This window comes from Novosphingobium resinovorum (assembly GCF_036352595.1).
In the GTDB taxonomy this organism is placed as follows: domain Bacteria; phylum Pseudomonadota; class Alphaproteobacteria; order Sphingomonadales; family Sphingomonadaceae; genus Novosphingobium; species Novosphingobium resinovorum_B.
Window position 1 is genome coordinate 65,703 of the sequence record NZ_JAZFAX010000020.1, and the last position, 21,744, is coordinate 87,446.

Here is a 21,744-nt window from a genome sequence, read left to right on the forward strand (position 1 = left end):
GCCATGGACCTCTCCCCCGCCGCGATCCTTCCCGCCGATCCCGAAGCCCTGCTGTTCGGCCGCGTCTGGCGCCCCGATGTGAGCGGCCCTTCGCTGGTCCGTGTCGATGGCGAGCGCCTGACCGACGTGACCCGCGCCTTCCCCACCGCCCGCGACTTGTGCGAGGCACCCGATCCCGCAGCAGCCCTGCGCGCCGCCGAGGGCGAGGACATTGGCCCGCTCGCCGCGATCCTCGCCAACACCGACCCGGCGGTGCGCGATCCCGCGCGGCCCTGGCTGCTCGAGCCGGTCGACCTGCAGGCCGTGAAGGCGGCGGGCGTCACGTTCGTCACCTCGATGCTGGAGCGGGTGATCGAGGAGCGCGCGCGCGGAAATCCCGAGGCCGCCGCCGGTATCCGCGCGCAAGTCCGCGACCTCGTCGGCGACGACTTGCGCGCCCTGCGCCCCGGTTCGGCCGAGGCCGAGACGCTCAAGCAGGCGCTGATCGCGGCGGGGGCATGGAGCCAGTATCTCGAAGTCGGCATCGGGCCGGACGCCGAGATCTTCACCAAGGCGCAGCCCATGGCCAGCGTCGGCGCGGGCTCCGAGATCGGCGTCCACCCCGCCTCCACCTGGAACAATCCCGAGCCCGAAGTCGTCCTCGTTATCGCCTCGAACGGCCGGATTCTGGGGGCTACGCTGGGCAACGACGTCAACTTGCGCGACCTCGAGGGGCGTTCCGCGCTGCTGCTCGGCAAGGCCAAGGACAACAACGCCGCCGCTGCGCTGGGGCCTTTCGTGCGCCTGTTCGACGGGGGGTTTGACCTCGCATCGGTGGAGACCCTAAGCCTCACGCTCACGGTAACCGGAGAAGACGGCTTCGACATGCAGGGACGCTCGGAAATGCGCGAGATCAGCCGCCCTCCGGCGGATCTCGCGGCGCAGGCGCTCAACGCGCACCACCGCTATCCGGACGGGCTGGTGCTGTTCCTCGGCACCCTGTTCGCGCCGACTCAGGACCGTGACGAGCCGGGGCGCGGGTTCACGCACAAGCCCGGCGACGTGGTGCGGATCGGCTGTGCGCAGCTGGGCACGCTGGTCAATCGTGTGGCGTCCACAAGTGCCTGCGAACCCTGGACTTTCGGCCCCGGCGCGCTGATGCGCAATCTTGCGAGGCGCGGACTGCTGTGAGCGACAGGCCCAGGATCCTGCTTACCCGCCGCTGGCCCGAAGTCGTCGAGGCACGGTTGCAGGCGCGGTACACAACGGCACTCAACGGCACCGACACGCCCCTTAGCGAAGCCGAACTGGCACAGGCGATGCGCGACTACGACGCGGTATGCCCCACCGTGACGGACAAGGTGACGCGCGCGGTGCTGACCGTCGAGGGACGCCGCGCGGCGATCATCGGCAACTACGGCGCCGGCTTCGAACACATCGACCTTGCCGCCGCGCGCGAGCAGGGTATCGCCGTCACCAACACCCCCGACGTGCTGACCGAGGCCACCGCCGACATCGCCCTGACCCTGCTCCTCATGGCCAGCCGCCGCGCGGGCGAAGGCGAGCGCGAATTGCGCAGCGGGGCATGGACCGGCTGGCGGCCGACGCACCTTGTCGGGCAATCGCTTTCGGGCAAGCTGCTCGGCCTCGTCGGCTTCGGGCGGATCGCGCGGGCCACTGCGAAGCGGGCCGAGGCGTTCGGCATGCGCATCGCCTACCACAGCCGCCGCCCCGCGCCCGACATGCCGCCCGAAGCCTACTTCGCGGACCTCGGCGAGCTTGCGGCGCAGGCCGACATGCTCTCGCTCCATGCGCCCGGCGGGCCGGAGACGCGGCATATGGTCGATGCCGCGCTGCTCGCCCGGATGCCCGCCCATGCGGTGCTGGTGAACACCGGGCGCGGCACCCTGATCGACGAGGCGGCGCTGGCCGAGGCTCTGGCCGCCCGCCGCATCGCCGCCGCCGGGCTCGACGTCTACGAGGCCGAGCCGAACGTGCATCCCGCGCTGGTCGATCTGCCCAACGTCGTGCTGCTGCCCCATCTGGGCAGCGCCACGATCGAGGCGCGCACGGCGATGGGCATGAAAGTCGCCGACAACCTCGACCGCTTCTTCGCCGGGGAACCGCTGCTTGACCCCGTCCTCTGAGCGCATCCTGGCCGCCGTCCGCGAATGGCTGGAGGAACGCCGCGACGGCCCGCTGATCCTCGGCCTGTGCGGTTCGCAAGGGTCGGGCAAATCGACGGCGGCCGAGGCGCTGAAAGCCGCGCTGGACGCGCAAGGGCATCGCGTGGCGATCCTCTCGCTCGACGATCTCTACCTCGGCCGCGCGGCGCGCGCGCAATTGGCGCGTGACGTTCATCCGCTGTTCGCGACGCGCGGGGTGCCCGGCACGCATGACGTGGCGCAAGGGATCGCCCTGCTCGATGCGGTGCTGGCCGCCGCGCCCGTAACCCTCCCCCGCTTCGACAAGGCGCACGACGAGCCTGCCCCCGAAGGCCAGAGCGTGCCCGCCGCCCTCGACCTGCTGATCTTCGAGGGCTGGTGCGTCGGCGCCCGCCCGCAGGACAGCGCCGCGCTGGCCGCCCCGGTCAACGCCCTCGAACGCGAGGAAGACCCGCAGGCCGTCTGGCGCACCGCCGTCAATGCCGCGCTGTCCGGACCTTACGCAGACCTGTTCGCCCGGATCGACCGCCTCGTCCTGCTCGCCGCGCCGGGCTTCGAGGTCGTGCGCGGCTGGCGCGGCCAGCAGGAAGACGCGTTGCGCGCCCGCACTTGCGACAGCGCGGCACGCGTCATGGACGCCCCGCAGCTCGACCGTTTCGTGCAGTATTACGAGCGCCTGACCCGCCACATCCTTGCCGAGATGCCCGGCCGCGCCGACCTCGTGCTGCACCTCGCACCCGACCGATCCCTGAGGGAACCCGCATGATCGTCTCCTCCCCGCTCGACTTCCGCGAAGCCGCGCGCCGCCGCCTGCCGCCGTTCCTGTTCCATTACCTCGACGGCGGGGCCTTCTCGGAAGAGACGATGGAGGCCAACCGCACCGCGCTGAAATCCGTGCGCCCGCGCCAGCGCGTGCTGCGCGATGTGTCCGCGCTCAGCCTCGAAACCACGCTGCTGGGCGAGAAGCTGGACATGCCGGTGCTGCTCGCGCCGATCGGCCTTGGCGGCATGATGCGGCGGCGCGGCGAGTTGCAGGTGGCGCGCGCCGCCCGCGCCGCGAACGTGCCCTACATCCTCTCCACCGTCAGCGTCTGCCCGCTGGCCGACGTGATCGCCGCCAGCGGCGCGCCGATCTGGTTCCAGCTCTACGTGCTCAAGGACCGGGGCTTCATGCGGCATGCGCTGGAGCGGGCGCAGGCGATGGGGGTGACCAAGCTGGTCTTCACCGTCGACATGCCGCTGCCCGGCGCGCGCTACCGCGATGCCCACTCGGGCATGAGCGGCCCGGCCGCCCCGCTGCGGCGGATGCTGCAGGCCGTCACCCACCCTCGCTGGGCCTGGGACGTGGGGCTGCTCGGCCGCCCGCATGACCTCGGCAACGTCTCCGACTATCGCGGCAAGCCGACCGACCTTGCCGACTACATCGGCTGGCTGGGCGCCAATTTCGACCCGTCGATCACCTGGTCCGACCTCGAATGGATTCGCGAGTTCTGGCAGGGCGAGATGATCGTCAAGGGCGTGCTCGACCCCGAGGATGCGCGCGACGCGGTGCGGCTGGGTGCGGACGGGGTGATCGTCTCCAACCACGGCGGCCGCCAGCTCGACGGCGCCCTCTCCACCGCCGAGGCCCTGCCCGCCATCGCCGACGCGGTGGGCGACAAGCTGACCGTTCTGGTCGACGGCGGCGTGCGCACCGGGCTCGACGTGGTGCGGATGCTGGCGCTGGGCGCGGACGGCGTGCTGCTGGGCCGGGCGTACATCTACGCCTTGGCGGCAGGCGGAGAGGCCGGGGTGGCCAAGCTGCTCGACCTTATCGCGCAGGGCATGAAGCTGACCATGGCGCTGAGCGGGGTAACCTCGGTGGATGCGATCGGGCGCGACATGCTGGTATAAGCCCCCCACCTCGTCATTGCGAGCGCAGCGAAGCAATCCAGGGCGCACTAGACTGCCCTGGATTGCTTCGCTGCGCTCGCAATGACGGCAAGGTGTTGATCTCAAATTCGGCGGTTCGCGCGCCCTTCCGCGAGTAAATTCCCTTCGCAACGGCTTGGCATCCCTCATCCATTATGTAATACATCATACAACATAATTTTGAGGGAGCAGGACGTGAACCGCGTGATCGAACGGGCGGAGTTCAGCCGCCGCGCCGTGACGCTAGGCATGGGCGCGGCCTTCGCGATGAGCGCGGCGCCGGTGCGCGCCACAGGGGCCTTGTCCGGCTTCCACGACGTTCGCGACCACGGCGCGAAGGGCGACGGCGCCGCGATCGATTCCGATGCCTTCAACCGCGCCATCGCCGCCGCGAGCGATGCGGGCGGCGGCACCGTGGTCGTCCCTCCGGGCCATTACCTGTGCTTCTCGATCCGCCTGCGCAGCCATGTCACCCTGCTGCTGATGCCCGGCAGCGTGATCGAGGCCGCCGACCCGCGCCGCCACAAGGGCGCCTACGACTTGCCCGAGGGCGTCTACGAGGAACAATACGTCGATTACGGCGTCGCCCATTTCCGCAATGCGCTGATCTCGGGCATCGACCTGACCGACGTGGCGATCATCGGGCGCGGGCTGATCCACGGCCTCGGCCTCGACCGCGAGGGCCCCGCCCCGCGCTGGCACGGGATCGAGGGGTGGAAGTCGCCGAAGGAACTCGGCCTCTCGCCCGATGCCGCGCGCCGCGCCATCCCGCGCGAGATGGCCTACGAAGGGCGCGGCAACAAGGCGGTGGCGCTCAAGCGTTGCCGGGGTGTCCTGATGCGCGACTTCACGATCCTGCAGGGCGGCCACTTCGCCTGCTACGTGCTGGGATCGCGCAATGTCACCATCGACAACCTGACCGTCGACACCGACCGCGACGGCATCGACATCGACTGCTGCCGCGACGTGCGCGTCACCAACTGCGTGGTGAACGCCCCCAAGGACGACGCCATCGTCCTCAAGAGCAGCTATGCCCTGAACGAGCCGGTGTTCTGCGAGGAGGTCTCGGTGATCGGCTGCAAGACCAGCGGCTACGATCTGGGCGCGCTGGTGGACGGCAGCTATCGGCCCTCCACCTACCGTTCCGTGGACGACGTCGGTGTGCTCGGCCGGATCAAGCTGGGCACCGATTCCGCCACGGGCTTCCGCAATATCCTGATCGCCGACTGCACCTGCGAGAACACGCGCGGACTGCAACTGGGCGCGATCGACGGCGGCGTTCTGGAGGACGTGACCTTCCGCGACATCAACTTGCGCAATCCGGTGAACCACCCGATCTTCGTGCGCCTAGCCGCCCGCAACCGCGCGCCTCTGGGCAATGGCCCCTCGAAAGTGCGGCGCGTGCGGTTTTCCGGCATCAACGTCTCGGGCGCGCCCGGTCCTTACGCCTGCGGCGTAGTCGGCAATCCCGGCGCGCCGATAGAGGATGTGACTTTCGTGGATGTCCACGTCCGCTCGGCCGGCGGCGGCACGGGCGAGGATGCAGGCCGGACCATTCCCGAGCGGCCCGCCTCCAGCCTGGAACCCAGCTTCATGGGGACGTTCCCCGCGCACGGCCTCTATGTGCGCCATGCCCGCAACGTGATGCTCAAGGACGTGACCTTCGCGGTGGACGCGCCCGACGCGCGGCCCGCCGTGGTGTTCGACGACGTGGCGGGCGCGCTGGTGGATGGCCTGCGCTCCCCGCACGAGCGCGCCCGCGCGGTGCGCAGCGCCGCCAGCAGCGACATCGCGATCGGCGATGTGGCGAAACTCTCCTGAAGGACCGACGATGCTTCTGCGCCCTCTTCTCACCGCCCTGCTCGCTTCCGCGCCATTGCCGGTCCTCGCCGCCAGCGAGCGCCCGCTGGCCGAGGGCTGGCACTTCCTCAAGACCGACGCCGCCGGGGCCGAGGCGCCCGCCTTCGACGACCGTGCCTGGCAGACCGTCTCCGTCCCCCACACCTACAACGCGGGCGATTCCGGCATCGGCGGCGCCAAGGCGCGCGGCGAGCCCGAGGGCGTCTACTATCGCGGCCCCGCCTGGTATCGCCTGAACTTCGAGGCCCGGCCCACGCCCGGCAAGCGCACGCTGCTGGAGTTCGCGGGCGTTTCGCTCAAGGCCGAAGTCTGGCTCAACGGCAAGCGGCTGGGCGCGCACAAGGGCGGCTACGGCGCCTTCCGCCTCGACGCGACCGAAGCGCTGCGCGACGGCGCCAACGTGCTGGCAGTGCGCGTAGACAACGCGCGAGACACCACGATCGCGCCGCTTAACGGCGATTTCAACGTCTTCGGCGGCCTCGCCCGCCCGGTCACGCTGATCGAGAGCGACGCGCTGGCCTTCGACCGGCTCGACCATGGCGGGCCGGGCCTTGCCGTGCGCACCACCGCGCTGAAGGGCCGCGAGGCGAGTGTCGGCCTCACCGTCCTGCTGCGCAACGACCGCACCGCTCCCGCGCGCTTCACCCTGAACAGCCGCGTGCTCGACGCGGGCGGCAAAGTGGTGGCGAAAGCATCGCGCGCGGTGGCGCTCGGCGCAGGCGCACGTCAGAACCTCGAACAGTCGTTGGCCCTGCACAATGCGCGACTGTGGCAGGGCATCAAGGCCCCCTACCTCTACCGCGTCGTCACCGAAATCGCCGAGGACGGCAAAGTCATCGACAGCCAGAGCGCCCCGCTGGGCATCCGCACGGTCGCGGTGAAGCCGGACGGCACGTTCCTGCTCAACGGCGCGCCTTATCCCTTGCGCGGGGTGAACCTGCAACTGCCCACCCGCTTCGGGCGCGGCCCGGTGGTGACTTCGGCGGAAATTGACGAAGACCTGAACCTCTTCGCCGAGATGGGCACGACCGGCCTGCGGCTCGCGCATATGCAACATCCGCAGCGGGTATACGAACGTGCCGACGAACTGGGCCTGCTGGTGCTGACCGAAGTGCCGCTGATCGACGACCACGATCCTTCCGACGCCTTCCGCGAGAACCTCGTCCAGCAGATGCGCGAGCTAATCGCGCAGACCGGCAACCATCCGTCCGTGGCGCTGTGGGGCATCGGCAACGAGATCCGCAAATCGGACGCGGCATCCAACCGCATCCTCGCCGAATTGCAGGCGACCGCCAAGACGCTCGATCCCACCCGGCCGACGACATACGCGCACTGCTGCCTCGCGGACGACGACCCCATCGCGCGGCACAGCGACACGGTGTCCTACAACCGCTATTTCGGGTGGTACTGGACGCAGGCGGAAGACATCGGGCCATGGGCCGACGAACTCCACGCCAAACTGCCCGGCCGTCCCATCGGCGTCAGCGAATACGGCGCCGGGGCCAGCGTGCTGCATCAGGAAGACCCGGTGCTCAAGCGCCCGGAATCGAACGGCTACTGGCACCCCGAGCAGTGGCAGACCGACTTCCACGTCAAGCACTGGCGCGAAATGAAAAAGCGGCCGTTCCTGTGGTCCACTTTCGTATGGGTGGGGATCGACTTTCCCTCGTTCAAGCGCAACGAGGGCGACCGCCCCGCGATCAACGACAAGGGCCTCGTCACCGAGGACCGCAAGGTGCGCAAGGACGCCTGGTACTGGTATCAGGCCAACTGGTCGGACACGCCGATGCTGCACATCGCCAGCCGCCGCGACCTGCACAAGCGGACGCAGCGGGTGACGGCGCAGGCCTTCACCAACCAGAGCGAGGTGGAGATGCGCCTCAACGGCGGCGCCTGGACGAAAGTGCCGGTGACGGACCACATCGCGGCGTGGCCGCTGGACCTCGCGCCGGGTGCGAACCGGGTGGAGGCCCGGTCGGGGGCGCTGGCGGATACGGTGGAATGGACGTGGGAGACGCAGCCTTAGGGAAAGTGGGGCAGCGAGCAATCCACCTCCCTTCCCGTCACCCTGAACTTGTTTCAGGGTCCATCCCTCGGCACGGGCCGGAGCCTAGAGCCACTAAGCCGCTTGGCTGGCGTGAACACGCAACGTCAGGGGCATCGCACGATGGACCCTGAAACAAGTTCAGGGTGACGAAATGGAGTGCGGGAATCACGCCACCGTGAAGCGATACTCCCCCGACCCCACTTCCACGACCACGCGGTCCCCGCGCTGCACCCCGGAAACCGGCCGCCCGCCCTCGCGAACGGCATCCACCGAGCGTGCGGGCAAACATACCTCGGCGCGCGAATTGGCGGGCACCACGATCCGCGCCTCGAACCGCGCCTCGGATCGCTCCGGCGCATAAGTCCAGTCCGTCACGATGCGCCCCAGCACGCTGTCGTAGCTCGCTCCGCCGCGCGGCAGGCGCGGGTCCAGCACCGGGTCGAAGCGCCACTTGAGGAAGCCCGCATCCAGCGGGTCAATCCCGGCGATACGGCGGAACACGAAGCCCGTCACCGCCCCCAGCGCATAATGGTTGTACGAATTCATCGAGGCATCCGCCATGTCGGCGTTCCAGCGCTCCCAGATCGTCGTCGCGCCCTTCGCGATCATATAGCCCCACGAGGGGAACGCGGTGCGCAACAGCAGATCGTAAACCAGCGCATGCTCGCCCTGATCGGCCAGCGCGTCGAGGCTGAAGGGGGTGCCGAGGAAGCCCGTGGACAGCAGCGTGCCGCGCCGCCGGATGTCGGCCACCAGTCTGGCCGTCGCCGCCGCGCGCAAGGCTTCCGGCACCAGCCCGAAACGCAGCGCAAGGATGTAGCCGCACTGCGAACCGTTGCCCACGCTGCCGTCCGGCCTGACGAATGCTGCACCGAATGCTGCAGCAATATCCTTCGACAACTGCACGTAGCGCTCCGCCTCGGGCTGGCGCTTCGAGCCTTTGGCCATGTCCGCCATGGCGTCCGCCGAGCGCTTCCACATGGCGGTGGCGATCAGATCCTTGGGTGTCGTCTCGTCGCCCGGTTCCTTCGCGTCGAGCGCCACCCAGTCGCCGTAGTCGTAGCCGCGCAAGGTCCGCCAGACCTTGTCGGGATTGTTCTGCGCGATGAACGTCATGTAGCGAGTCATCGCCGACCAGTTGCGATCGACGATCGCGGTGTCGCCATAGCGCTGCCACACCGTCCACGGCAGGATCACCCCCGCATCCGCCCAACCGGGAGACGCGCCGAGCAACTGGTCCTGCCAGCCCGAGGGCGCATAATCAGGGAATTCCCCGCGCGGCCCCTGCGCATCGCGCATGTCGCCCATGAAGCGACGGGTGAAGGGGCCGACGTCCATGGTGAAGGCCGCCGCGTCCCAGAACACGTTGGCGTCGCCGGTCCAGCCCAGCCGCTCGTCGCGCTGGGGGCAATCGGTGGGGACACCGAAGAAGTTGGAGCGCTGGCTCCAGCGGCTGTTCTGCCAAAGGCCCTGGATGATCCGGTTCCCGATCAGCGGGCGGCCGGTTTCAGGCAAGGCGCTGGAGACGACGATCCCGGCGATCTCCTCCTCCGTCGGTGCCCGGCCAAGGCCGCTGACCTCGACATAGCGGAAGCCGAAGTAGGTGAAGTGCGGCTGATAAGTCTCGCCCGCCGGATCGCCGCGCAGGGTGTAGAGACAGGCACAGCGCGCCGATCGCAAGTTGGCCTGATCGACCGCGCCATCGGCCCCGAGGATCTCCGCGAACTTGAGCGAGACCTGCTGCCCCGCCCGGCCACTGGTCTTCAGCTCCACCCAGCCCGCGAAATTCTGCCCGAAATCGACGACGTGCCGGTCCCCGCCCGGACTGGTGATCGACTTCGCCACCATCCGCTCGATCGGCCTGAGCGGCGGTCCGACATGGGAGACGAGCGCACAGGGCGGTGTCCTGCCGATACGCGCGGGCACCCAGCCCGCCCCCCGGAAACCCGCCTGCGACCAGCCCGGCTGATCGAGACGCGCATCGTAGTCCTCGCCGTAGTAGATCTCGGCCTGCGTCACCGGGCTTTCGGGGCGCAGTTGCCAGTCCTTGTCCGTCGCCACGATGGAGCGGGTGCCGTCGGTGTGCTCCACCTCCAGCTGCGCGAAGAGGCGCAGCGGCGGGTCGCCGAAGGCATAGCGACCGGCGGGGGCGTGATAGCTGCCGTACCACCCCTCGCCCAGCATCGCGCCGATGGCGTTGGCGCCCGGGCGCAGCAGCGCGGTGACGTCATACGTACGGTAGAGCGCGGTGAACCGGAAGTCGCTGCTTTCGGGTGCGAGGCACGCGTCGCTGATCCGCTGCCCGTTGATCTCGGCCACGTAGGCACCCAGCGCGGTCATGCGCAGGCGCGCCTGCCGCACCGGCTTGCCCAGCCTGAACTCGCGGCGCAGCATGTACGCGCCGCTGCGCGGAAAACCCTGCGGCTGCTGCGCCGAGCGGGCGGCCTTGTCCCAGCGGCTGTCGTCGAAGCCGACCGTCGACCAGCCCTCGCCTGCATGAAGCGCGGTGCGCATGCCTTCGCTGGTGATGCGGCGCGCGGGGCTGCGGATCATGGCGGTGGCGGCGATCTCGTGGATCTTCGGGCCGTTGAAGCCGCGCGGGTTCTCCACCCGGAAGCCGAGGACGTGGCGCCCTGCCGCAAGCTGGCGCGTCGTCGCCTCCACCGGATCGATGCCGAAGCGCTTGAAGCCCAGCGGCACCTGCACCTGCTCCCCGTCGAGCCAGAGCGTGGACTTGAAGTTGGCCCCGGTGAATAGCGTCACCTCCCCTGCTCTGTCGAGGTCGAAGACCATGCGGAAGAAGCGCGGGCTGTCGTCCGCAGTGCGGTCCCCGCGCATCCAGACGAGCCCGGCGGCGCGGTCAGCGCGTTCGAGGTCGGTCTGCGCCTCGATCCATTGCGCCTGCCAGTCCGCCTTGTCGAGAAGACCCATCTCGAAGCTGGCGACCGCGCTGGCGGCGCGCTTGCCCGCGTCGTCGCGCACCAGCACGCGCCAGTAGACCTTCTGGCGCGACTTCAGCGGCGCGCCGAGCCAGCCCATGTCCATGCTGCGCCGGGTGAGCACTTCGCCCGCGTGCCACAAGTCCGGTGTTCCCGCTTCCAGCAACGCGCGGGTGGAAGCGGCCTGCACTTCGCAGCGGACTTGCTCCACCCCGCGCCGTTCGCTTTCCAGCCGCCACGACAAGCGCACGTCCTGCATGTCGAGGCCGATGGGATCGACCAGCCCCTCGGCGCGCAGATCGACGATGCGCAAGGCCGCCACATCCTGTGCAAGTGCGCCATGCAGCGGCACGCCTACGGTTGCCCCCAGCGCACCCGCGCCCTTGAGCAGCGCGCGGCGGTCCAACGCCGTCACTTGCGCACCCCCGCGCTGTCGATCACCGCCTGCGCCGCTGCGGGCCAGTTGCGATCGGGGACCAGCGTGTTGTCCTTCGCGGTGTTGCCGATCTCCTCCAGCCAGCGGCCGCCGGTGGTGTTGACCGTGTGCCAGTTGCCGCTCGCCACGTTGTCGGTGGAGATGCGCCGCTTGTACATCGCGCCCGCCGTGTTGATGTTCAGCCACTTGCCCCCGGTCTCGACGACGTTACCGGTGACGCGGAAGTGCTTCGATCCCTCGTCCAGATAGATCGCGATCTTGTTGCCGATGTCGAAGATGTGGTTGCCCCGGATCACCGCGCCGGGATTGGCGGAGAGGTTGTAGATCGCCCCGCCGTCCATGAACCAGGTCTTCACGCCGTGGATGCGGTTACCCTCGATCACGGTGTCGCGCAGCGTCGTGGGCGTGGTGAACCTGGTGTTGTGGACGTAGCCCTTCGCGTTCTCATCGTAGTTCGGGTTGCCGCCCGCGTCGTTGTAGCCCCAGCCCCAGCCCACCGCGATGCCGTCGTAAGGCGCGTCGGTGATGTCGTTGTGGGCGATGCGCGCGCCGGAGATGTAGGTCGTCAGGATCGCGGCATTGTCGCGGTAGTCCTGCGAAACGGTGGCGACGGTGTTGTCCTCGATCGCGAGGTCGCGGTTCACGAGGTTCGCGTTATCCGGATGGTGCGCCTCGATCCGCACGCCGCCCGCCATGATCGCGCTGCCCGAAAGCACGGCGAAGCGGTTATGCGTCACCCGCACCCCCTGCGTCGCCAGCCCCACGCCCGAAAGGTTGGCGTTGGCGTCGTTGCCGATGCCCAGCGCCACCTGCCCCAGCTGCGAGAAGGTATTGCCCGCGAAAGTCACGTCGCGCGCGGCGGCCACTTGCACGGCGGCGGGCATCTGGTGCCACTTCTGGCGCATCGATTCGAACTCGGTGCAGCCCCAGCCGCAGGTCTTCCAGGCGTCCGCCGGACGGATCGGCGAGGTCTCGTAGAGGAACGCGCCGCTCTGCTGGTTGGCGTAGCCGGTCGGGCGCGAAGGGCCGAGCCAGCTGGTGTGCGAGAAGCGCAGCCCCTCGAAGTGCAGGTGCTCCACCGGGGCGTCGGGCGTGCCGGCGATGGAGACGAGCGCCTCCAGCCGGGGCACCACGGCCTCGCGGCCTGCGATGTCCTCGTCCAGCCCGATGCGCAGGTAGAGCTTGCCCGCCTGCGGGTCGATCGCCCACTGGTAGGGGCGCGAATGCCAGTCGTTCGCCTTGCCGATGAACTCCGGCGCGCCGACGAGGAACAGGCGGCTGTCGTCCGGGAAAATCGGCTTCGATATCGTGTCGTAGCCCCAGGTGTTGTTGTCCCAGGCGGGCTGCTGCATCGTGACCTTGCTTCCCGCAATACCCTTCACCGGAGAGACGCGGTCAGTGAAGAAGCCGGTCGCTTCCAGTTCCACCCGGTCGGGCCGCGCCAGCGTGGAGAGCCAGTCCAGCTTCGGGTTCACCACCGTGAAGCCGGTCGCATCGAAGGTAACGTCGCCAGCGCGCAGTTCCACCCAGGGCCGTTCGCCCAAGGTGCCGTTGATCCAGAGCTGGCGGGTGTCGAGGCCCTTGGGAACGTCCGCCACGAACACGCGCCGCTCAGCGTCATAGGGCTTGAAACCCGTCACCGTCATCCCGCCCGAGATCACCGGATGCGCTCCTGCCGCTGCCTTCCACGTCACGCTGTGGCCACCCTGCCCGCCGTCCGCGCGGCGGAACGCCAGCGGCGCGTCGAGCCGGTACGTGCCCTCGCCCAGCAAGACCGTCACGTCGCCCCCCGCATTGCTGCGCCTTACCAGCGCCTGCGCGCGGGTGAGAGAGCGCACGGGCCGCGCCTCGGTGCCGGGGTTGCGATCGTCACCCGTGGGGGAGACGTGGACCTCGACGGCACGCTCCTGCGCCATCGCCGGCAGGGCACTGACGCTCGCGGCCAGAACGGCCAGATGGCGCGCGATGCGGCGGGCCTTGTTCATGTCACTCTCCCTGTCGTTTTTTCAGCGTCGTTTTTTCAGCTCGTCCAGCCACCGTCGATGACGTGGATCGCCCCGGTGGTGAAGGCGGACTCGTCGGATGCGAGGTAGACCGCCAGCGCCGCCAGTTCCGCCACCCTGCCGAAGCGGCCCATCGGCTGCCTCGCGGTGAAATCGACATAGGCCCGCTCGAAGTCGCCGGTGTCGTGCAGGCGCTGGATCAGCGAGGGCGTCTCCACCGTACCGGGGCAGATCGCATTGCAACGCACGCCCTGCGTCACGAAGTCCACCGCGACCGACTTGGTCAGGCCGATCACCGCGGCCTTGGTGGTCGAATAGGCGAAGCGGTTGGGCACCGCCTTCACGCTGGAGGCGACCGAGGACATGTTGATGATCGATCCGCAGCCCCGCGCGATCATGTTCGGCAGCAGCGCGCGGATCATGCGGTACTGCGCGGTGACGTTGAGCGCGGTGGAGAAATCCAGCGCCTCCTCGTCGCAGTCGAGGATCGTGCCCGCATGGACGAAGCCCGCGCAGTTGAACAGCACGTCGATCTCGGGATGCGCGGCAGCGATCGCCCTGATCGCCGCCGGGTCGGTCACGTCGAGCACCCGCGTTTCGGCCCCGGCGAAGTCCGCCAGCACGTCCTCGCGGATGTCGGTCGCGATCACCCGCGCGCCTTCGCGCAGGAACGCTTCCGCGCTGGCCCGGCCGATGCCCTGCCCGGCCGCCGTGACCAGCGCGGTCTTCCCCGCCAAACGCCCCATGCCCTCTCTCCATCATTACATAATACGTATGATGATTTAAGCGCATGGTGCGCACGGTGTCAATTGGCGGAGACGAACTCCTGCCGCTGGCTCCCGAGTTTCTCGATGCCGAGCGTCACCAGGTCGCCGCTTTTCAGATACCAGGGCTCCGGCTTCTGGCCGAGGCCGACGCCCGGCGGCGTGCCGGTGGTGATGACGTCGCCCGGCAGCAGGCGCATGAACCGGCTGAGGTAGGAGACGATCTGCGCCACGGTGAAGATCATCGTCGCGGAATTGCCGTCCTGTACCCGCTTCCCGTTGACCTCCAGCCACATCGCCAGCCCCTGCGGATCGCCCACTTCGTCGGCCGTCACCAGCCACGGGCCGATCGGGCCGAAGCCGGGGAAGCCCTTGCCCTTGTCCCAGGTGGCGCCGCGTTCCTGCTGCCACTCGCGCTCCGACACGTCGTTGATGACGCAGTAGCCCGCGACGTGATCGAGCGCGGCGGCCTCGTCCACCTGATAGGCCTCGGTGCCGATGACGACGCCGAGTTCCACTTCCCAGTCGGTCTTGCGCGAGCCGGGCGGGACGGGGACGGGATCGTTCGGCCCCTGGATGCAACTGACCCACTTGTTGAAGACCACCGGCTCCTCGGGGATCGGCAGGTTCGATTCGGCGGCGTGGTCGGCATAGTTGAGGCCGATCGCCACGAACTGCCGCGTGCCCCCGACGCAGGGGCCATAGCGCACCGCCCCGTCGATCAGCGGCAGCGAGGCCGGATCGATCGCGGCAAGGCGCGCCAGCCCCTCGGCACCGATCGCATCGGGTCCGATCTCGGCGACATGGCCGGAAAGGTCGCGGATGCCGCCCTCGGCATCGATCATCGCGGGGCGCTCGTTTCCGGGTTCCCCGACACGGCACAGTTTCATTCGTGGCATCCTTTCGTCATGATCGACGGACGGCATGGACAACCGTCCGTCTATTTGTATGATGTAGTATGTTTAAGCAGGAAGCAAGCCGGGAAGGCGCAGCAGCGCAGCGTGTCCTCGATTCGCACCAGCACTTCTGGCGCATCACCGCGCCCGAGTGCGCATGGCCCGATGCCGACTGGCCCCTGCTCCATCGCGATTTCCTGCCGGTCGACCTCGCGGCGGAAACGGCGGACATCGACCTGGTCGGCACCGTCCTCGTCCAGTCCCAGCCCGACGACCGCGACACCGACTGGCTGTTCGCGCTGGCCGCCGGCGAGCCGGGCGTGCTCGGCGTCGTCGCCTGGGCCGCGCTCGATGCCCCGCAGGCGCCCGCGCGCATCGCCGCGCTGGCCGCCCGGCCCAAGTGCCTCGGCCTGCGCCCGATGCTGCAGGCGATCGCCGATGCCGAATGGATCCTGCGCGGCGACCTCGCGCCCGCCATCGACGCCATAATCGCTCACCGCCTGCGCTTCGACGCGCTGGTGGAACTGCGCCACCTGCCCGCCCTCGCCCGCTTCGCGCGGCGCTGGCCCGCCCTGCCGATCGTCATCGACCACGCCGGGAAACCGGACGCCGCGACCCTGACGCTCGATCCGTGGCGCGCGGACCTGGCCGCGCTCGCCGCGCTGCCCAACGTCTGGTGCAAGCTCTCCGGACTGCGCACGCAGCAGGCGCAGGGCCAGGACGGCGCCGCGCTCGCGCCTTATGTCGCGCATGTGCTGGAAAGCTTCGGCGCGCGCGCGATGTGGGGTTCGGACTGGCCGGTGCTGCACCATGCAGGCGACCGCTACGGCGACTGGATCGCCGATACCCTCGCGCTCATCGGCGACGCCGACCGTCCCCGCCTGTTCGAAGGCGCGGCGCGCGAATTCTACGGACTGAAACAGGCATGACACCGACTTTTCCCGGCACCCTGGGCTTCGGCTGCGCGGCCGTCGGCAATCTCTACCGCCCGGTCGCCGAAGCCGATGCCTTCGCGGTGATCGAGGCGGCATGGGCGGCCGGCCTGCGCTATTTCGACACCGCCCCGCATTATGGCTTCGGCCTCAGCGAAAAGCGGCTCGGCACGGTGCTCGCGCGGCTCGATCCGGGCGGAGAGGCACTGGTCTCGACCAAGGTGGGCCGCCGCCTGGCACCCGCGCCCGGTGCCGACCTGACTGCCCCAAGGCAGGGCTTCGTCTCGCCCGAGCCCTTCGAGAGTGTGTTCGACTACGGCTACGACGCCGTCATGCGCTCGTACGAGGACAGCCTGAAGCGCCTGCGCCGGGGCCGAATCGACGTGCTGCTGGCCCACGACATCGGCCGCTACGCCCATGGCGAGGCGCACGAGGCGCGGCTGCGCGAGTTCCTGGACGGCGGCCTGCGCGCCATGCTCGAACTGCGGGGCAGCGGCGCGGTCGGCGCGATCGGGCTGGGCGTCAACGAAACGGCGATCTGCGAGGAGGTGCTGGGCCATGCCGACCTCGACGTGATCCTGCTGGCAGGCCGCTACACGCTGCTGGAGCAGTCGCCGCTCGCCACGCTGTTCCCCCTCTGCGCGCGGCGCGGGGTGCGGGTGATCGCCGGGGCGCCGTTCAATTCCGGTATCCTGGCGCGGGGGGTGCGCCACGCGGCGCCGGCCCCGTACGAGTACGGGGCGCCGCCCGCCGCCGTGATCGAGCGGGTCGGGCGGATCGAGGACGTGTGCGCCGACTTCGCCGTGCCACTCGCCGCCGCGGCGCTGCAGTTCCCGGTGCGCCATCCGGTGATCGACGCGGTGATCCCGGGCATCGCCTCCACCACCGAACTGCACAGCGCCGTCACCTTGATGGCCCACCCGATCCCGGAAGCGTTCTGGGACGCACTCGCCGCCGCCGGACTGATCGAGCCATCGGCGGGCTGCGCAGCCCCGGCCTGCCCTTCCGAGTAACGCGGTGCAGACGGCGATTAACATCGCTTCATCGCCGTAAGAATGTGGATTGCTTGAAGAAATATCGGGCCATATACCATGATCGTGGGGTGAAGGACGCGGGGGCGACCTTTAGCCTGTCGTCGATCTAAGTACTTGGCCAAGCCGGACGTTTGCGTTCCGGCTGCGGTTCTTGCGGCAAAGGGGCCAATTCTAGGGTGCGACCAGGGGGTGCGGGATCTTGGATCCCGGGCCGGGGGCAGAGGTGTCTGGTGCTGGCGGCACTGGCGCTTCAGGCGTGTCCGGCCGATGCGGAAACATTTGGCGAAGTGCTCGGCCGCATGGCGCAGGGGCACCCGCGTATCGTTGCGGCGCAGCAGCTGTCGCGTGGCGGCCGGGCGGATGTCTCGGCAGCGCGCTCGGCTTATCGCCCGCAAGTCGGCGTGGAGACGAACGCCGGGTGGCAGACCGTGGGCGGCAACAGCGGCTTCACCGTCCTGCCCGAAGCCAAGGTCAGCCAGCTGGTCTTCGACGGCGGCCGCACGCCTGCGGAAATCCGCCGCCGCAAGCTGCGCGTCGATCTTCTGGGGGTGCAGGAACAGAGCGTCCTTGCCGAAATCTCATTTCAGCTTGCACAGGCGTGGATCGATTATGCCCGCGCGTCCGATCTCGCTTTCGTCAGTTGGCAGCAGGTGTCGGCGCTGCAGACGCTCGACAAGCTGGTGGTGGAGATCGCGCAGTACGACCGGGGCCGCGCTTCCGATGTCGTCATGGTCGAATCGCGGCTGCAGCAGGCCGTCACCACCCAGCAGACCCGCGAGATTTCGCTGGCCGAAGCCCGCGCCCGCATCCGCGAGATTTCCGCGCTTCCGGTCGAACCCACCGGCGGCATCCCGGACATCGCCGCATTCCTCCCGCGCAATGCCGAGGATGCGCAAGGGCTCGTTCCCGTCAGCCCGGCGGTGCGCATCGCCGACCTCGAAGTCGCCGAGAATGCCGAAACCGTGCGCGGCACGAAGAACTGGTGGATGCCCAGCCTCGCGCTCGAAGGCGCGCGGACTTCCGACATTTCCTCGCAAGGCGATACGCGGCTGTTCAACGCCTTCGCTTTCCGCCTCAACGCCAGCATGGTGCCCTTCGACAGCGGCGGCGGGCGATCGCGGCACGAATCCGCCAGGGCGACGCTCGAATCCGCCCGCTCCAATGCCGAACTGACCCGCGTGTCGCTCGGCGAGCAGGCGCGGCGGCTGTGGACCTTCCAGGCCCAGCGCACCGAGCGCCTGCCCTCTATGGAGAACCTCGTCGATCGTGCTGACCAAGCGCGCGAAGTCGTCTTCGAACAGTTCCGCATCGGGCGCCGCTCGATCCTCGACCTGCTGAGCTATGACCTCGAACGCTTCAACGTGCGCGCCCAGCTCATCAACGAACGCTACGACATCGCCCAGACGCAATACCAGCTGATGGGCGTGCTCGGCCGCATCTATCCCGCCGTCGTCGAGGGTGATGGGGGCAAGCCGCTGCCGCCCGGAACGCAGGGACCGCAGCCATGAACGACATGAGCCAGACCACCACCGCTACGCCGCTGGCGCGCGCCTTGGCGGAATGCCTCCGCTTGCGCGGCATCGCCACAAGCGAGGCGGTGCTCAAGGCGCACTTGCGCGGCGCTCAGGCGGAAGCCGAAGTGCTGCGCGGACTGTCAGAACTCGGCATCGAGGCAAGCTGGTTGCCCTCCTCGGCGCTCGATACCGACCTGCTGCCCGCGCTGGCGCTGACCGATGACGGTGCCGTTGTCCTGACCGGCCTCACTGATGGCGGTTTCACGACAGCCGACGGGCAAAGGCTGCCGGCTGACAGCCTCGGCCGCTGCATCGCTTTCGCCCCGGCCCGCTCCGCAGACTCGCGCGCGGACGATCTCGTCGAGGGTTCGGGTAAGGGCTGGTTCTGGCCGGTCCTCTGGCGACACCGGCGCTATTACTATGAGGCCGCCGCGCTTTCGGCGGTCATCAACCTGCTCTCGCTGGGCGGGATCATCTTCATGATGACCGTCTACGACCGCATCCTGCCCAACCTCGCCTTCGTGACCTTGTGGTCGCTGCTGGCGGGCGTGGGCCTTGCGCTGGTGTTCGAGTTCGTCGCCCGCAGCGTGCGCGGCGCGGCGCTCGACAGTGCGGGCAAGAAGATCGACCTCGTGCTGGGCGACGCGGTGTTTTCCCGCGTGCTCGCCACCCGCATGGAGGCGCGGGCGCAGTCCTCGGGCGCCTTCGCCAATGTGCTCAAGGAATTCGAATCCGTGCGCGGCTTCGTCACCTCGGGCACATTGGTCGCGATCGCCGACCTGCCCTTCGCGCTGCTGTTCCTTGGCGTCTGCGCGCTGATCGGCGGCAAGCTGGTGGCGGTGCCGCTGCTCGCCTTCCTTGTCGTCATGGCGCTCTCACTCTTCGTGCAGATCCCCATGTCGCGCCTCGCGAACGAGAACCTGCGCGAAGCCGCCGTGCGCCACGGCACCGTGATCGAGAGCCTCGAGGGCCTCGAAACCCTGAAAGCCCTGCGCGCCGAAGGCCGGATGCGCCGCCGCCACGAAATGTCGAGCGGCTACATCGCCGAACGCGCGATGACGAGCCAGCACTGGTCCACCCTCGTCACCAACGTGACCGTGGCGCTGCAGCAGACGGCGGCGGCGCTGATGCTGGCCTGGGGCGTCTACCTCGCCAGCACCGGCGAGGCGACGGCGGGCGCGCTGGTCGCCTGCGTGCAGCTCAATTCGCGCGCGCTGGCGCCGCTGGTGACGCTGTCCTCGCTGGCGGTGCGCTTCCAGCAGGTGCGCTCGGCGCTCGCCAGCCTCAACCGGATCATGGCCCTGCCGGTGGACCGCGATCCCGCGCGCCGCCTGCTTTCCAGCGATGCATGGCGCGGCGAAATCGAATTGCGCGGCGTCAGCTTCGCCTACGAGAAGGACGCAAGGCCCGCGCTCGACGGCGTCTCGCTCAAGATCGCGCCGGGCGAGAAGATCGCCATTCTCGGCCGCATCGGCAGTGGCAAGTCCACCCTGCTGCGCGTGCTGGCCGCGCTCTATCGGCCGCAGGAGGGGCAGGCTTTCCTCGACGGCGTCGACATGACCGCGATCGAGCCTGCCGACATCCGCGCCGCCCTGCTGCTCGTCGGGCAGGACGCGCGGCTGTTCCATGGCTCGCTGCGTGAGAACATGCTGATGGCCGCGCCCGACACCGGCGACGCACGGATGCTGGAAGTGGCGCAGGCCACCGGCGTCACCGCACTCGCCGCCGCGCATCCGCTCGGCTTCGACCGGGGCGTCGGCGAGCGGGGCGACACGCTTTCGGGCGGGCAGCGGCAGGCCGTCGCCCTCGCCCGCGCGCTGATGGCCGGGGCGCCGATGTACCTGCTCGACGAGCCGACTTCGGCCATGGACCAGCAGACCGAGGCCGAGATGCTGCGCACCCTTGCCGCGCTGGGAGACAAGGGCGCGGGCTTCGTCATCGTCACGCACAAGCACTCGATCCTGCCGCTGGTGGACCGCCTGATCGTGATGGATGCCGGGCGTATCGTCGCCGACGGACCGCGCGACGCGGTGGTGCAGGCGCTCTCCGACGGCAAGGTGAGGACCGCGTCATGACCGATACCCGTGCCCTGCGCTCCCCTCTGTCGCTGGCGACGATCCATGATCGCCACCCCGCATGGCTGATCTTCGCGGTCGTGCTGCTGACGACGCTGATCGGCCTCATCGTCTGGTCGCGCTTCGCGGTGCTGGAGGAAGTGACCACCGGCTCCGCGCAGATCGTGCCCTCGGGCAAGATCCAGGTCATCCAGTCGCTCGAGGGCGGGATCGTCTCGGCCGTGAAGGTCAGGGAAGGCGATCTCGTGCAGGCCGGGCAGCCGCTGATCGTGATCGATCCGAAGCGGGCCGAATCCTCGTTCAACGAGATGGAGAAGCGCCGCCGCTCGCTCATCGCCGCGGCCGCGCGCCTGCGGGCCGAGGCGAGCGCGCAGCCGCTGCGTTTCCCCGGGGAAATATCGGGGGACGCCGAACTCGTCCGCTACGAGACCGACACCTACAACGTGCGCCGTCAGGCGGTGGATCAGGCGGTCGCCGCGCTGACCGCCTCGATCGCGCTGATGCGCCGCGAACTGGCGATCACCGAGCCGATGAGCGCGCGCGGCCTCGTCCCCGAAGTCGACGTGCTGCGCCTGCGCCGCCAGATCAACGAGGCGCAGGCGGCGATCTCGGAGCGTACCAACCGCTATCGCGCCGATGCCGGCACCGAACTGTCCAAGATGGAAGGCGAACTGGCGCAAGTCTCCGAAGTCGCCGCCGGTCGCCGCGATGCGGTGGAACGCACGGTGCTGCGCGCGCCGATGCAGGGCACCGTCAAGAACGTGCAGGTCACCACCATCGGCGGCGTCGTCCAGCCCGGCGCTCAGGTCATGGAGATCGTGCCGTTCCGCGACGTGCTGCTGGTGGAGGCTAAGATCCGCCCCGCCGACGTCGCCTTCATCCGCCCCGGACAGGACGCGACGGTCAAGCTCGCGGCGTACAATTACCTCGTCTACGGATCGCTCAAGGGCCGGGTCGAGAACATCAGCCCCGACACCCTGCGCGAAGACCGCAAGAGCGGCGAGGAAACCTTCTACCGCGTGCTGGTGAGCACCGGGCAGTCGCGGCTCGTCCATCAGGGCAGGCCGCTCACCATCATCCCCGGCATGACCGGCAGCGTCGACATCCTGACCGGTCGGCGCACCGTCTTCGACTATTTCCTGCGGCCCGTCCTGAAGATCGAGGAAGCCTTCAGAGAGCACTGAGCCGC

Annotated in this window: 15 protein-coding genes; 11 read left to right on the plus strand and 4 right to left on the minus strand. The window is 69.1% G+C overall.

Going from position 1 to position 21,744, the window contains the following annotated elements:
- The first annotated feature begins 3 nt into the window (after positions 1-3).
- The 6 genes from V2S85_RS17955 (at position 4) to V2S85_RS17980 (ending at position 7,941) form a co-directional block, all read left to right on the plus strand.
- The gene (locus tag V2S85_RS17955; protein ID WP_330704209.1) at positions 4-1,170 is read left to right on the plus strand and encodes a fumarylacetoacetate hydrolase family protein; all 1,167 of its coding nucleotides are present in this window, start codon (positions 4-6) and stop codon (positions 1,168-1,170) included.
- Positions 1,167-2,126 carry a D-glycerate dehydrogenase gene (locus tag V2S85_RS17960; protein ID WP_330704210.1) on the plus strand — a complete coding sequence of 320 codons (960 nt, stop codon included), beginning with the start codon at positions 1,167-1,169 and terminating at the stop codon, positions 2,124-2,126. Before V2S85_RS17955 ends, V2S85_RS17960 begins: the two co-directional genes overlap by 4 nt.
- Complete coding sequence (locus V2S85_RS17965) at positions 2,110-2,910, plus strand: kinase (protein ID WP_330704211.1); 801 nt, start codon at positions 2,110-2,112, stop codon at positions 2,908-2,910. The genes V2S85_RS17960 and V2S85_RS17965 overlap by 17 nt, the downstream gene beginning before the upstream one ends.
- Entirely contained in the window at positions 2,907-4,037 is a 1,131-nt protein-coding gene (lldD, locus tag V2S85_RS17970; protein ID WP_330704212.1) for an FMN-dependent L-lactate dehydrogenase LldD, read from the plus strand. Before V2S85_RS17965 ends, lldD begins: the two co-directional genes overlap by 4 nt.
- Positions 4,038-4,250: 213 nt before the next feature.
- Positions 4,251-5,876, plus strand: a complete 1,626-nt coding sequence (locus tag V2S85_RS17975; RefSeq protein WP_330704213.1) for a glycoside hydrolase family 28 protein — start codon at positions 4,251-4,253, stop codon at positions 5,874-5,876.
- 10 nt (positions 5,877-5,886) lie between these two features.
- The gene (locus tag V2S85_RS17980) at positions 5,887-7,941 is read left to right on the plus strand and encodes a glycoside hydrolase family 2 protein (RefSeq protein WP_330704214.1); all 2,055 of its coding nucleotides are present in this window, start codon (positions 5,887-5,889) and stop codon (positions 7,939-7,941) included.
- Between the two features lie 186 nt (positions 7,942-8,127).
- On the opposite strand, the gene V2S85_RS17985 is transcribed toward V2S85_RS17980, so the two are convergent.
- The 4 genes from V2S85_RS17985 to V2S85_RS18000 are packed head-to-tail and all read right to left on the minus strand — an operon-like array spanning position 8,128 to position 14,994.
- A complete protein-coding gene (locus tag V2S85_RS17985; protein WP_330704215.1) occupies positions 8,128-11,316 on the minus strand; it encodes an alpha-L-rhamnosidase in 3,189 nt (1,062 codons plus the stop codon).
- Complete coding sequence (locus tag V2S85_RS17990) at positions 11,313-13,322, minus strand: right-handed parallel beta-helix repeat-containing protein (RefSeq protein ID WP_330704216.1); 2,010 nt, start codon at positions 13,320-13,322, stop codon at positions 11,313-11,315. Before V2S85_RS17990 ends, V2S85_RS17985 begins: the two co-directional genes overlap by 4 nt.
- Before the next feature lie 35 nt (positions 13,323-13,357).
- On the minus strand, positions 13,358-14,086 hold the full coding sequence (locus V2S85_RS17995) for an SDR family oxidoreductase (protein ID WP_330704217.1): 729 nt from the start codon (positions 14,084-14,086) through the stop codon (positions 13,358-13,360).
- 59 nt (positions 14,087-14,145) lie between these two features.
- Positions 14,146-14,994: a fumarylacetoacetate hydrolase family protein gene (locus tag V2S85_RS18000; RefSeq protein ID WP_330704218.1), complete on the minus strand. Its 849-nt coding sequence runs from the start codon at positions 14,992-14,994 to the stop codon at positions 14,146-14,148.
- A gap of 68 nt (positions 14,995-15,062) precedes the next feature.
- Between V2S85_RS18000 and V2S85_RS18005 the strand changes: the two genes are divergently transcribed.
- The 5 genes from V2S85_RS18005 (at position 15,063) to V2S85_RS18025 (ending at position 21,739) form a co-directional block, all read left to right on the plus strand.
- On the plus strand, positions 15,063-15,929 hold the full coding sequence (locus V2S85_RS18005) for an amidohydrolase family protein (protein ID WP_330704219.1): 867 nt from the start codon (positions 15,063-15,065) through the stop codon (positions 15,927-15,929).
- Complete coding sequence (locus V2S85_RS18010; protein WP_330704220.1) at positions 15,926-16,945, plus strand: aldo/keto reductase; 1,020 nt, start codon at positions 15,926-15,928, stop codon at positions 16,943-16,945. Before V2S85_RS18005 ends, V2S85_RS18010 begins: the two co-directional genes overlap by 4 nt.
- 251 nt (positions 16,946-17,196) lie before the next feature.
- Positions 17,197-18,474: a TolC family protein gene (locus V2S85_RS18015; RefSeq protein WP_330704221.1), complete on the plus strand. Its 1,278-nt coding sequence runs from the start codon at positions 17,197-17,199 to the stop codon at positions 18,472-18,474.
- Positions 18,471-20,555, plus strand: a complete 2,085-nt coding sequence (locus V2S85_RS18020; protein ID WP_330704222.1) for a type I secretion system permease/ATPase — start codon at positions 18,471-18,473, stop codon at positions 20,553-20,555. The genes V2S85_RS18015 and V2S85_RS18020 overlap by 4 nt, the downstream gene beginning before the upstream one ends.
- The gene (locus V2S85_RS18025; RefSeq protein ID WP_330704223.1) at positions 20,552-21,739 is read left to right on the plus strand and encodes an HlyD family type I secretion periplasmic adaptor subunit; all 1,188 of its coding nucleotides are present in this window, start codon (positions 20,552-20,554) and stop codon (positions 21,737-21,739) included. The genes V2S85_RS18020 and V2S85_RS18025 overlap by 4 nt, the downstream gene beginning before the upstream one ends.
- Positions 21,740-21,744: the final 5 nt, after the last annotated feature.

Excerpts from the sequence above, each read along its gene's own strand:
- V2S85_RS17955 (WP_330704209.1), top strand. The coding sequence starts at position 4 with ATGGACCTCTCCCCCGCCGCGATCCTTCCCGCCGATCCCGAAGCCCTG.
- lldD (WP_330704212.1), top strand. The coding sequence starts at position 2,907 with ATGATCGTCTCCTCCCCGCTCGACTTCCGCGAAGCCGCGCGCCGCCGC.
- V2S85_RS17980 (WP_330704214.1), top strand. The coding sequence starts at position 5,887 with ATGCTTCTGCGCCCTCTTCTCACCGCCCTGCTCGCTTCCGCGCCATTG.
- V2S85_RS17990 (WP_330704216.1), bottom strand. The coding sequence starts at position 13,322 with ATGAACAAGGCCCGCCGCATCGCGCGCCATCTGGCCGTTCTGGCCGCG.
- V2S85_RS17995 (WP_330704217.1), bottom strand. The coding sequence starts at position 14,086 with ATGGGGCGTTTGGCGGGGAAGACCGCGCTGGTCACGGCGGCCGGGCAG.
- V2S85_RS18000 (WP_330704218.1), bottom strand. The coding sequence starts at position 14,994 with ATGAAACTGTGCCGTGTCGGGGAACCCGGAAACGAGCGCCCCGCGATG.
- V2S85_RS18005 (WP_330704219.1), top strand. The coding sequence starts at position 15,063 with ATGTTTAAGCAGGAAGCAAGCCGGGAAGGCGCAGCAGCGCAGCGTGTC.
- V2S85_RS18010 (WP_330704220.1), top strand. The coding sequence starts at position 15,926 with ATGACACCGACTTTTCCCGGCACCCTGGGCTTCGGCTGCGCGGCCGTC.
- V2S85_RS18020 (WP_330704222.1), top strand. The coding sequence starts at position 18,471 with ATGAACGACATGAGCCAGACCACCACCGCTACGCCGCTGGCGCGCGCC.
- V2S85_RS18025 (WP_330704223.1), top strand. The coding sequence starts at position 20,552 with ATGACCGATACCCGTGCCCTGCGCTCCCCTCTGTCGCTGGCGACGATC.